This is a genomic window from Amycolatopsis sp. NPDC021455 (assembly GCF_040640995.1).
Classification (GTDB): Bacteria; Actinomycetota; Actinomycetes; order Mycobacteriales; family Pseudonocardiaceae; genus Amycolatopsis.
In genome coordinates, this window is record NZ_JBFACT010000029.1 from 73,826 (window position 1) to 85,458 (window position 11,633).

Consider the following 11,633-nt stretch of genomic DNA (forward strand, 5'->3'; position numbering starts at 1 on the left):
GTCGGGTGGGCGAATGCAGCCTATCCACCCGCCTCGGCGAACCCGACGCGCCGCCCCGGGTCAGCCCGATTTCGTGAGCTGGCCCTCGTGCTCTCGCGCCTCTTCGGCGGCCACGGCGGCGGCGCATTTCGGCGACAGCCGACGGCGGATCGCCGCGCTGATCTCGCCGAGCGCCTTGACCTGCTCCGGCGTCAGCGGGTCGAACAGGCTTTCCCGGACGGCCTCGACGTGTCCGGGCGCCGCGGCTTCCAGCGCGGCGAAACCCGCGTCGGTCAGCACCGCCCAGGCGCCGCGCTTGTCGGTCGGGCACGCCTCGCGCCGCACCCACCCGTTCGCTTCCAGCCGCGCGACGGCGTGCGAAAGACGGCTACGCGACGCCTGCCGCGCGTCGGCGAGCTCGCTCATCCGCAGCCGGCGGCCGGGCGCTTCCGAGAGCGCGACGAGGACCTCGTAGTACGTGTGCGGCATGCCCGAGTCGTGCTGCAGCTGGCCCTCGAGATGCGCGCTGAGCATCCGGGTGGCCGCGTTGAACTCACGCCAGACGCGCTGTTCGTCGTCGCTGAGCCATCGGGTTTCGGACATACCTCCACTATACCCGCGGTTGAACACTCAATAAGGAGTTTTTGCCGGTCGTCGGCGCGCCGTCCCACGGTGTTGTCCCGACGGTGGTCCAGACGACTTCACCAGGCGTCGGCGAGCAGGTCCCGCGTCTCCCCCAGCAGCTGCGGCAGCACCTTCGTCTGGCCGATGATCGGCATGAAGTTGGCGTCCCCGCCCCAGCGCGGCACCAGGTGCTGGTGCAGGTGCGCCGCGATGCCCGCGCCCGCGATCACGCCCTGGTTCAGGCCGATGTTGAACCCGTGCGCACCCGACACCGCGCGGATCACCTTCATCGCGTGCTGTGTGAACTCCGCGACCTCGCGCGTCTCCTCGACCGTCAGCTCGGTGTAGTCCGCGACGTGCCGGTACGGGACCACCATCAGGTGGCCCGGGTTATAGGGGTACAGGTTCAGCACCGCGTACACCGTCTCGCCGCGCGCGACGATCAGGCCCGTCTTGTCGTCCAGGGACGGGATGCGGCAGAACGGGCAGCCGGTGTCTTCGTCGTCTTCCGGCTTGTCCTGGCCCTTGATGTAGGCCATCCGGTGCGGGGTCCAGAGCCGCTGGAACGCGTCCTGGACCCCGATGCCCTGCTGCTCGACGAGCTCGGGACCCTCACTCACCGAACGACCGTCTCCAGCGCCTCGGCCGACGGCGACGCGTTTTCCCGCCGCGCGACCCACTCCGCGATCGCCTCGACCGCCTTTTCCACCGGCACGCCGTTGATCTGGCCGCCGTCGCGGAAGCGGAACGACACCGCGCCCGCCTCGACGTCCTTGGCGCCGGCCAGCAGCATGAACGGCACCTTCTGCGTGGTGTGCGTGCGGATCTTCTTCTGCATGCGGTCGTCGCTCGCGTCGACCTCCACGCGGATGCCCTTGGCGCGCAACGCCTTCTCGACGTCCTGCAGGTACCCGACCTGGTCGGCGGTGATCGGGATGCCGACCACCTGCACCGGCGAGAGCCACGCCGGGAACGCGCCCGCGTAGTGCTCGGTCAGCACGCCGAAGAAGCGCTCGATCGAGCCGAACAGCGCGCGGTGGATCATCACCGGCCGCTGACGCGAGCCGTCGGGCGCGGTGTACTCGAGCTCGAACCGCTTGTTCTGGTTGAAGTCCAGCTGGATGGTCGACATCTGCCAGGTGCGGCCGATGGCGTCCTTGGCCTGCACCGAGATCTTGGGGCCGTAGAAGGCCGCGCCGCCCGGGTCCGGGACCAGCTCGAGACCGGAGTCGATGGCGGCCTGCCGCAGCGTTTCGGTGGCCTCCTCCCACTCCCAGTCCTCGCCGATGAACTTGTCGGAGTCGCCACGGGTGGACAGCTCGAGGTAGAAGTCGGAAAGGCCGTAGTCGGCCAGCAGGTCGAGGACGAACTTGAGCAGCGACCGCAGCTCGCCCGGCATCTGCTCCTTGGTGCAGTAGATGTGCGAGTCGTCCATCGTCAGGCCGCGCACGCGCGTCAGGCCGTGCACCACGCCCGACTTCTCGTAGCGGTAGACGGTGCCGAACTCGAACAGCCGCAGCGGCAGCTCGCGGTAGGACCGCCCGCGCGAGCGGAAGATCAGGTTGTGCATCGGGCAGTTCATGGCCTTGAGGTAGTAGTTCTCCTCGTCGAACTGCACCGGCGGGAACATCGTGTCCGCGTAGTAGGGCAGGTGGCCGGAGGTGTGGAACAGCTCGCCCTTGCTGATGTGCGGGGTGTTCACGAACTCGTAGCCGGCCTCCTCGTGGCGGCGGCGCGAGTAGTTCTCCAGCTCGCGGCGGATGATGCCGCCCTTCGGGTGGAACACCGGCAGGCCGGAGCCGATCTCCTCGGGGAAGGAGAACAGGTCGAGCTCGGCGCCGAGCTTGCGGTGGTCGCGGCGCTCGGCCTCGGCGATGCGCTCGAGGTAGGCGTCCTGTGCCTCGGTGGATTCCCACGCGGTGCCGTAGATCCGCTGCAGCTGCGGGTTCTTTTCACTACCCCGCCAGTACGCCGCGGCGACGCGGGTCAGCGTGAAGGCCGGGATGAACTTCGTGGTCGGCACGTGCGGACCACGGCAGAGGTCACTCCAGACACGTTCCTTGGTGCGCGGGTCGAGATTGTCGTAAATGGTGAGCTCGCCCTCGCCCACCTCCATCACCTCGGAGGTGTCCACTTCGGACTTGAGGTCGACGAGCTCGAGCTTGAACGGCTCGTCGGCGAGCTCCTTCTTGGCCTCGTCGACGGAGTCGAAAACGCGCCGCGAGAACTGCTGGGCGCCCTTGATGATCTGCTTCATGCGCTTTTCGAGCGCCTGCAGGTCCTCCGGGGTGAACGGAGTGTCGACGGCGAAGTCGTAGTAGAAGCCGTCTTTCACCGGCGGACCGATGCCCAGCTTGGCTTCGGGGAACTGCTGCTGGACAGCCTGGGCGAGCACGTGCGCCGCCGAATGGCGGATGACGCTGCGCCCGTCCTCGGTGTTCGCGGCGACCGGCTCGACCTCGGCGTCGGTTTCCGGGGCCCACGCGAGGTCGCGCAGCTTCCCGTCGGCGTCGCGGACTACGACGATCGTGTCCTCGCCCTTGGTCGGCAGGCCGGCTTCGCGGACCGCCGCGCCCGCCGTAGTGCCCGCCGGTACCACCACACGGGAGGCGGCCACGGGGGAAACGGGGGGCGACTGGGACACGATCGGCTCCTCAAGCTGGAGTGACAAAGACGACGCCGTCGATGCTAGTCGTCGGCCCGCGCGCGCCTCACGCGCGTGGCGCGAACGCCGGGCAGGCCGCCTCCGGAGCCGGGAGCGGCCTGCCCGATCGACGTCAGAGCGTCTCGACGACCTGGTCGAAGTCCAGCCGCGGCAGGCGGTCGAACCACGGGTTCTCCCCCGGCTTGCCGACGTTCACCACGACGAGCGAGCGCCACTTCTTGTCCGCGAAGAACTCGTCGTCGACGCCCTGGGCGTCGAAGCCGGTCATCGGGCCGGCGGCCAGGCCGGCGGCGCGGACGCCGATGATGAAGTAGCCGACCTGCAGCAGCGAGTTCAGCTTCGAGAACTCGACCCGGCCCTGCTCGTCGGAGAAGTTGTCCTTCACGCCCGGGTTGTGCGGGAAGACCTGCGGGATGTTCTCATGGAAGTCGACGTCGGCGGCGAGCACGACGGTCAGCGGAGCGGCTTCGGTCTTGTCCCGGTTGCCCGGCGACATGTGCGGGAGCAGGCGGGCCTTCGCCTCGGCGGTGCGGAGCACCAGCGCGCGCAGCGGCTGGGTGTTCATCGACGTCGGGGCCCACTTGACGAGGTCGTAGATCGCGCGGACCTGCTCCTCGGTCACCGGCTCGGAGCTGAAACTGTTGGCCGTGCGCGCCTCGCGGAACAGGAGGTTCTGGACGTCCGCGGGGAGCTGAAGGGCCTCGGTCTGCTCGGCAAAGGTGGTCATGGGGCTGTTCTTCCTTCCGTTGGGTCGGTACCCGCTCCAACCAGGTTGAGCGCTCAACTATTTCGCGTTCAACTACTTGTGAAGCGGATCACCGGCCGGAACGGACACGGCCGCCGACCCCTGCGGCGGGGATCGGCGGCCGTGGTGCGCGTGCGCGGTGCGGGGACGGGTCAGTAGGCGCCCTGCCCGCCCATCACCGCGCGGAAGGTCTTCCAGAGGATCACCAGGTCCAGCGCGAGGGACCAGTCCTCGACGTAGCGCAGGTCGAGCCGGATGCTCTCGGCCCACGTGAGGTCGCTGCGCCCGCTGACCTGCCAGAGGCCGGTCAGCCCCGGCTTGACCAGCAGCCGGCGCCGGGCGTCCGGGGCGTACTGCGCGGTCTCCTCCGGCAGCGGCGGCCGCGGCCCGACGAGCGACATCTTCCCGGAGACGACGTTGAACAGCTGCGGCACCTCGTCGAGCGAATACCGGCGCAGGAAACCACCCACGCGGGTGATACGGGGGTCGCGCTTCATCTTGAACAGCGGACCCGCGCCTTCGTTCTCGGCCTCCAGGGTCTTCCGGATTTCGTCGGCGTTGGTGACCATCGTCCGGAACTTGAGCATGGTGAACGTCGCGCCGTCGCGGCCGACGCGGCGCTGGCGGTAGATGACCGGGCCGCGGTCGTTCAGCTTGATCGCGACCGCGATCGCGAGCAGCAGCGGGGACAGCAGGGTGAGCAGCAGCGCCGAGCCGCAGCGGTCGACGATCTCCTTCACCACCCGGCGGCCGCCGGTGAACATCGGCGCGGTGACCCGCAGCAGGGGCATGCCGAGCACGCCGGTGACGTTGAGCCGGGGCCCGGCGACCTCCATCAGCACGGGCGCCACGACCATCTCGGCGCCGGTGCCCTCCATGTCCCAGGCCAGCCGCTGCAGCCGCTTCGGCGTCCAGTACTGGTCCGCGGTGATCGCCACGACCCGGTAGCCGCCGCGCCGCACGTACCGCGAAAGCTCTTCGAGCCTGCCGACCACCGGGACGCCGTCGATCTCGCCGCTGTCGCGGTCGGCGCCGTGCCCGGTGAAGGTGCAGGCGGCCTCGACGCGCCAGCCGACGTGCACCTCGGAGCGGGTGCGGGCGATGAGGTCGGCGACGGTCTCCGGGCTGCCGGCCGCCATCACCGGCAGCAGGCAGAGTCCCTTGGCGCGCTTGCGGTGCAGCACCTGGCGCAGCAGGTACCGCTGCGGGAAGGCCACGAGCGCGATCGCCGGGACGACGACGAACACCCAGACCTGGACCTCGAGCGCGCCGAACAGCAGGCCGCCCAGCGCGACCAGGACGGCGGCGGTGATGAACCCGCGGCCGAGGGTGCGGTACTCCTCCGCGCCTTCGCCGAGCACGCGCGGGCTCCACGCCCGGCTGACCGGCAGGGAGACGAACACCGCGAGCATGGTGCCGAAGGCGTGCATGTCGTGCGGCGCAACGCGATCGATGACGAACGCGCTGATCGCGATGACGAACAGCGTGATGAAGACGTCGCTGCCGATGACCCAGGCCCGGTACCTCGCTTCCCAGGCGGCGGGCAATGCCTTGGGAGACGGCGAGGGTTCACCGTCCGGCTGGGCGTCCCGGTGGGCGGGACGCGGGATGGCCTGGAGGTCGATGTGCGGCGGTGGCTGGCTCACCGTGTAAGAGGGCCGCACAGACTCTTCCATCTGACCTCCCGGGAACAGGGATCGGGGTTGGATCCGCAAGCACGCAGCGTCACCGAGGGTGATTTCGTAGCGTCATCACGACTCAGGTCTCGCGCGGCGCCCGCGGAGGGCTTCACACGGCAAGGTATCGGCGACTCTCTCGCCATCGTTACAAGGATTTCCAGCCACATGCTGCGCGTCTTATCCGCCAGAAAATGGCCGAAAGATAACAAGAAGATGACGATGAGTGAGAGGACGTATCCTCGAGAAAACTACGTTCCGTAATGGGAGGAACGTTACCCGCACCCGGGCGGACCAGGCGTTCGCGAACGGCCGAGCACGGCCGGAAAGATCTACTGTGGACACTGCGCCACGGCGGTGGTCCACAGTGGACCAGAGCGCGGGCGCGGCCACCGCGGCGCGGGTGCCCGGTACACGGATCGTGACGTTCGACGTCAATTCGTCACGCGTACGGAGTTTTGTCGCAAGTACTCCGGACCGGCCGGGCAGGCGCGGTGCCGAAGATCACATCCACACCTCCCGCACGGGTTCGTTCAACGGAAACCCACCGCAGCGGCAGGATTCAGAGGCAGCTCCGGCGAGCCCCGGCGGCACGGGCGCGAACTGCTCTCGACACCTGATACGCAAGATCCGAACGGATCGTTCACTCCACTTACGGAAGTTCACTCCCCCGCGACCCGACCCGGCTGGATGGACCACTCCGCATACCGGAACTCGCTCCGGCAACGGGACCACGCGCGGGGGTCCGGGGGCTTGCCCCCGGCGGGGGTGTGGGGGCTCGGCCCCCACAGGACACAGAACGAGAGAGCCCCTGTTCGCGCATTCCGCGAACAGGGGCTACCCCGAATCGAGTGGGCGATACTGGGATCGAACCAGTGACCTCTTCGGTGTGAACGAAGCGCTCTCCCGCTGAGCTAATCGCCCGCCTTGTTGTTGGGAGAACTCTAGCCTACGACTTTAGGGCGCCTGCAAACGGGTGGTCCTGTCCGACCACACTCCGCTTACCGGCGAGTACGGAACGAACAAACCCGAGCTAGCCGGGGTTGTGCCGGCGGGGGGCCGCCTGACGGCACGTTCGACACCCGTGCGACGGTGCTATCGCCCGGCGGCTAAACCGCGCAGTATGGAGGCGTGGGCCCCACGGGGCGCGCCGGTCAGCTGCGCGCCGTGGGTGGTCACGGGTGGAGAAGGGGGCCGGCGAGCCCGGACGGGTGATATGCGGCTCACCCGCGACGGAATCGGCCTCCCGATGCGTCCCAGTGGTGATGCCCTCGGCCGGGCCGGGCCGGGAAGGGAGACGAAGGGTAGGACGATGCGCAACGATCACGTGACGCTCCGCTCGACGGCGGTCTTCGACCTGCTGGCGCCGCGGACTCCCGCGGTTCCGGTCAAGGTGGAGCTGCGCTACGACACACGCGACCCGTACGCGGTCGTCGCCGCCTTCCGCACCGGCCGCGCGGGCTGGGTCGAATGGGTGTACGCGCGCGACCTCCTGGCGGACGGCCTCCTGGCCGACGCCGGCGACGGGGACGTCCGCATCCGCCCTTCCGTCGAGGACCCGGAAGCCGTCCTGATCGAGCTGAACTCGCCGTCGGGGCACGCGATGTTCGAGGCGTCGGCCCAGGAGCTGGCCGACTTCCTCGACCGGACGTACGACGTGGTGCTGCCGGGCAACGAGCACCTGTGGGTCGACGTCGACGACGCGCTCACCCACCTCATCCCGCACGATCTGGCCTGATGACGGCCTTGCAACGGCGAAGTGACACCCCGGTGTCGGACCCGGTTCCGGGGTCCGATATGGTTTTCCCACACCACGGCGACGGGGACTCGGGTTCCCGGAGCTGCGGAATGCGGATGTAGCGCAGCTGGTAGCGCATCACCTTGCCAAGGTGAGGGTCGCGGGTTCGAATCCCGTCATCCGCTCGGTAGGCTCTCGGGCCTAGTCACGGTGGAGTGGCCGAGAGGCGAGGCAACGGCCTGCAAAGCCGTGTACACGGGTTCGAATCCCGTCTCCACCTCGCGCGATTAGCTCAGCGGGAGAGCGCTTCCCTGACACGGAAGAGGTCACTGGTTCAATCCCAGTATCGCGCACCACATGTTTTCGCAGGTCAGAAGCCCTGTCCCTCCCCGGAGGGGCGGGGCTTCTAGCTGTCAGTCGGCGACGATCCGGCGACGGCTCCCGGACCCGGCCCGATCAACCGGCGGGACCGCAGGTGGGGGAACCAGGACACCAGTTTCGCCCGTTCGCCCGGGTACAGCGCCGCCAGCGACCGCAGCCAGCGCTCCTCCAGGGCATCCAGGATCTGATTGACCATCGCCGGGGTCACGTGGTCGTAGACCCGCGCGATGCCTTTCATCTTCTGGCCCAGCCGCGCGCGGCGGGCGACCTCCGGGATCCCGTCCTCCGTCAGCCAGGTGCTGTGCGTGTGACGGCCTTCGTGGAAGGTGAACGTGGGCAGGATTGGCGGCCGTCGCTCCCCTGCTCCGGCGTCGTCGAGTTCGACGCCGTCCCACGCCGGCCGCCAGAAACGGATGCGGAAGTTCGACCGCCGCCACGGGTGCCCCTCCGGCGTGCACAGCACGAAGGGCTCCCGATGGCTGTCCATCACTTCCTCGTACAGCACCGCGATCCCGGGCGGCAGGGCCACGAACCTCGTACCCGCAGGGGTTTTGGTCCTGCCCTTCTTCGGCCGGGAGTTCCCGCGCCGCGTCGGTGGCCGCTGGCGGGCATCCGCGTGATGATCATCACTCTTCCGGCCTCCTTTGTAGACCTTACCCGCCACCTCCTTCAGCGGCGTCCGGATCTCGATGCCGCGACGCTCGGAGTCGTACTCGTGCCGCTGCTGCCCGACAAGTTCACCCCATCGGGCACCGGTATAGAAATCCATCAGGCACAGCACAAACCCCGACTTGCCCAGCCCGAGCTCGTAGAGCCGCATCGCGGCCCGCAGCGCCTGGGCCGGCGTGGCGACCAATCGCTCGGTGTCGAACTCGCCGCTGGACACCCGGACCCCGCTGCACGGGTTGGCCGGGATCATCCGAGCCCGCACGGCGGCGTTGAGGACGGTGGAGAACAGCGCGAAGTACGAGGCCACCGACGACTCGGCGTAGTCCTCGTGCAGCTCCGAGAGCCATCGCTCGATCTCGACATACCCGTTGAAGATCGCGATCAGCGGCCATGCCTTCCACTGCGGCAGCAGCTGGGTGTCGAGGAACGACCGGTACTTCGCGACCGTGTTCAGCTCCAGCCGCGGAGCCACCGCCGCCAGCCACTCCTCGGCAAAGTCGTCGAACCGGGTCTCACCGTCCCGCGGGTCCAGCCACAGGTTCCGCCGGATCAGGGCCTCCTGCTCCAGCCCCCACTCCTCGGCAGCCTTCTTGGTGGGGAACCCTGACCTGCTTCCCCATGTCCCGTCGGGACGCTTGTACCGGGCACGCCACTCACCCGTGCCGGGCTCTTCCTGGCCGTGGGCCATCCTTCACTCCTCTTCTTTCTTGCTCCGCCCGCATCACGCGGCGCGGAAGTCCTGGGCGACGTCCTGCACGGACACTCGCCGCCGCGGCGGCTTCATCGGCGTGGCGCTGAGGCGCACGATCTCGGCGACATCGGCGCGGGTGAACCGGTAGTGCTTGCCGAACCGGTGATGCGGCAAGACGCCGGCGGCAGCCTGGTCCTTCAAGGTCCTCGGGGACAGCTGCAGCAACTCCCCCACCTCCTCCGCGGTCAGCAACGCATCCGGATCCACCGGCGGCTCCGGCACAGTCGACCGCACGGCCGCAGCCAGCTCACGGATGGCCACGGCGACAGCACAGCCGTCCCCGTTCCCGTGGTCACATTCGATCTCCATCCCGCACTCCATTCTTGTTGTCGAACAATCGAGCCGGCCAGGGAAGTGTTCGCCCCGGCACACACCTATCCACGCCGACGACACCACCGACAGTCAATAGGCCCTCGAAAGAAACTCAAAGAGCCTCTACATGAGCAAACCCAACAACACCCCACTATTCCGCGACGCTACTATTCGACGAAACGACATTTGAACCAGCACCAGAAGGAAAGGGTGAGCAGATGGCCAAGAGGGTCTCGATCGAGATACTCGACGACACGGACGGCAGCCCCGCCGAGCAAACCGTCCCGTTCGGACTCGACGGCGTCGCCTACGAGATCGACCTGTCCACAATGAACACCAACGCACTGCGCGAAGCGCTGGCCCCATATGTGGCGGCCGCACGTCGAACCGGAGGCCGCCGGATCAAAGTCGCCGTCGGCCAGCCGACCGACAGCACAAAAAAGGAACAGGAGCCAATTGTGAATTACACGGCGACTCACGACATCCGCACGTGGGCTCGAGCCAACGGGTATGAAGTAGCCGATCAGGGGCGCATCTCCAAGACAGTGGTCGAGGCATACCACTCATCTCGCCAGCACGGCAGCACCGAAACCAGTCGGAAGCGTCCGACCGGAACAGCGGCCAAGAGGCGCCCCAAACCGCGAAAATGATGCTCCCTCAGCACCGAAGCACCTCTGTATTCCCATGACCCCTCCGAAGTAGCGATGGTGTGCCAAGTGCGGCACACCGACGCTCCTAACTCCGGCAATCAGCCCCACTGGAGACATGTGGTGACCAGCCTTGCAGGACACCGCCCGCAGGGTGACAGCCTCCCGGTACTGCTCTCCTCGATGCGACAACTCCAGCCAGACGAACGGCCGGCCCCGGTACGGCGCGGTTCCGGTCGCCCACGTGGTCGCTGGAGGTTTATGGTCGAACTCCACGACTCGAGGGAGCCTGAAAGGCGGACTAGTGATCGAAGTACACCCCTCGCCGCACCTGCGCCCTGCAGCGTGGGTACCCAACGACGAACGTGGGCGCTCCCGGACCGGCTCTGACCGGAACGGGTGGTGTCCTACGTTATGTCGGAGGGCGTCCCCGAAGCAGGAGCCAAGGATCCGACGCCCCCTTGATAACCGGGCGTAGCCCGTGCAAGAACTCTACGATCGCGCGTTTGCGCGACTCGACCGAGTAGCCGGCAAGCACCGGGAGTTTGCCCGATGCTGGGCGACCTACATCTCGGCGCACCCGTGGGACATCGACGTCCGGAGCGTCGATCCCAGCACATTGGAGATCTTGGCAGTCATGCGCCAGCCCGCGCCGGCCGAGCTGGCACTCATCTTCTCCGAGTGGCTGGCTGCGCTGCGGGCATCCCTTGACAACGCCATCTACGCCCTCGCCGCCGCGGTCACAGGTCAGAATCCCCCACCACAGGCGGGCAGCATCCAGTTTCCGGTCTGCTCGACTCCGGACGACTTCGCGCGCCAGGCGAATCGTCTCAGGATGTTGCCGCAACGCATCATCGAAGCACTCGAGAAGGCACAGCCCTACCAGTCTCCATGGGGACCCGAGAGCAACTTGACCTGGTGGCTCAACGAGCTGGCCCGTAAAGACCGCCACCGAGAACTCCACATCGGGCTTGGCCGTGTCGATGAGCATCGCATCAGGGTTGCCCCGCCGAGCGACGTCACCATTTTGTTCGACGAGAACGTCATGCCCTACAGCCACATCGAACAAGAACTTGTAGTCGGGCGGTTCACGGCAAACCGACCTCTTCAGCCGGAGGAAGTGACCGTGGACTTGACCGGCGTGACCATCGCGCCGGAAATCCAAGCCTGGGCCGAGTTCAAGTTGAACGGAAGGAGGCAACCGCTCGACAAGCGGATGGCCTACACCGAGAGGTTCACGCGCAACCATGTGGAGAACATGACCCTGATGGGCGGATGCGTACCGCCCGGCGGGTTCAGGACAATCGATCCGGCCGAACCGGAGGGCACGGCGTGACAACGCGTCGATCAGCACCGTCACCACACCCATCGTCTCCGGCTACCAAGTTCGGGAATGACTAACCGGCGCGAGGAGCTCAGCGGGTTCCTCCGTAGGCCGCCGAGCCG

The 11,633-nt window shown here is 67.6% G+C and carries 10 protein-coding genes and 4 tRNA genes; 6 read left to right on the plus strand and 8 right to left on the minus strand.

The window, feature by feature from the left end; all coding sequences use genetic code 11:
- Positions 1-60: 60 nt before the first annotated feature.
- From AB0G28_RS28160 to AB0G28_RS28185, 6 genes are all read right to left on the minus strand, one after another.
- Positions 61-582, minus strand: coding sequence for a MarR family transcriptional regulator (locus tag AB0G28_RS28160; protein ID WP_361095259.1), 522 nt, complete (start codon positions 580-582; stop codon positions 61-63).
- A 98-nt stretch (positions 583-680) separates the two neighbouring features.
- On the minus strand, positions 681-1,223 hold the full coding sequence (locus AB0G28_RS28165; protein ID WP_361095262.1) for an HIT domain-containing protein: 543 nt from the start codon (positions 1,221-1,223) through the stop codon (positions 681-683).
- The gene (gene thrS / locus AB0G28_RS28170; protein WP_361095265.1) at positions 1,220-3,247 is read right to left on the minus strand and encodes a threonine--tRNA ligase; all 2,028 of its coding nucleotides are present in this window, start codon (positions 3,245-3,247) and stop codon (positions 1,220-1,222) included. Before thrS ends, AB0G28_RS28165 begins: the two co-directional genes overlap by 4 nt.
- 133 nt (positions 3,248-3,380) lie before the next feature.
- Positions 3,381-3,995 carry a malonic semialdehyde reductase gene (locus AB0G28_RS28175; RefSeq protein ID WP_361095268.1) on the minus strand — a complete coding sequence of 205 codons (615 nt, stop codon included), beginning with the start codon at positions 3,993-3,995 and terminating at the stop codon, positions 3,381-3,383.
- A gap of 170 nt (positions 3,996-4,165) precedes the next feature.
- Positions 4,166-5,689, minus strand: a complete 1,524-nt coding sequence (locus AB0G28_RS28180; protein ID WP_361095271.1) for a sugar transferase — start codon at positions 5,687-5,689, stop codon at positions 4,166-4,168.
- Positions 5,690-6,541: 852 nt separating this feature from the next.
- A tRNA-Val gene (locus AB0G28_RS28185) sits at positions 6,542-6,613 on the minus strand.
- Positions 6,614-7,001: 388 nt separating this feature from the next.
- Here AB0G28_RS28185 and AB0G28_RS28190 point away from each other — a divergent pair.
- From AB0G28_RS28190 to AB0G28_RS28205, 4 genes are all read left to right on the plus strand, one after another.
- The gene (locus AB0G28_RS28190) at positions 7,002-7,427 is read left to right on the plus strand and encodes an SsgA family sporulation/cell division regulator (protein ID WP_013227152.1); all 426 of its coding nucleotides are present in this window, start codon (positions 7,002-7,004) and stop codon (positions 7,425-7,427) included.
- A 112-nt stretch (positions 7,428-7,539) separates the two neighbouring features.
- Positions 7,540-7,612 (plus strand) — tRNA-Gly (locus AB0G28_RS28195).
- Between the two features lie 24 nt (positions 7,613-7,636).
- Positions 7,637-7,707, plus strand: a tRNA-Cys gene (locus tag AB0G28_RS28200).
- Between the two features lies 1 nt (position 7,708).
- A tRNA-Val gene (locus AB0G28_RS28205) sits at positions 7,709-7,783 on the plus strand.
- A 50-nt stretch (positions 7,784-7,833) separates the two neighbouring features.
- Here the strand turns inward: AB0G28_RS28205 and AB0G28_RS28210 are convergent.
- Entirely contained in the window at positions 7,834-9,045 is a 1,212-nt protein-coding gene (locus tag AB0G28_RS28210; RefSeq protein ID WP_361095332.1) for an integrase, read from the minus strand.
- 153 nt (positions 9,046-9,198) lie between these two features.
- Complete coding sequence (locus tag AB0G28_RS28215; RefSeq protein WP_361095274.1) at positions 9,199-9,537, minus strand: helix-turn-helix domain-containing protein; 339 nt, start codon at positions 9,535-9,537, stop codon at positions 9,199-9,201.
- A gap of 221 nt (positions 9,538-9,758) precedes the next feature.
- On the opposite strand from AB0G28_RS28215, the gene AB0G28_RS28220 reads away from it, so the two are divergent.
- Positions 9,759-10,190 carry an Lsr2 family protein gene (locus tag AB0G28_RS28220; protein ID WP_361095278.1) on the plus strand — a complete coding sequence of 144 codons (432 nt, stop codon included), beginning with the start codon at positions 9,759-9,761 and terminating at the stop codon, positions 10,188-10,190.
- 478 nt (positions 10,191-10,668) lie between these two features.
- Complete coding sequence (locus AB0G28_RS28225) at positions 10,669-11,523, plus strand: hypothetical protein (RefSeq protein WP_361095281.1); 855 nt, start codon at positions 10,669-10,671, stop codon at positions 11,521-11,523.
- The last annotated feature ends 110 nt before the right edge of the window (positions 11,524-11,633 follow it).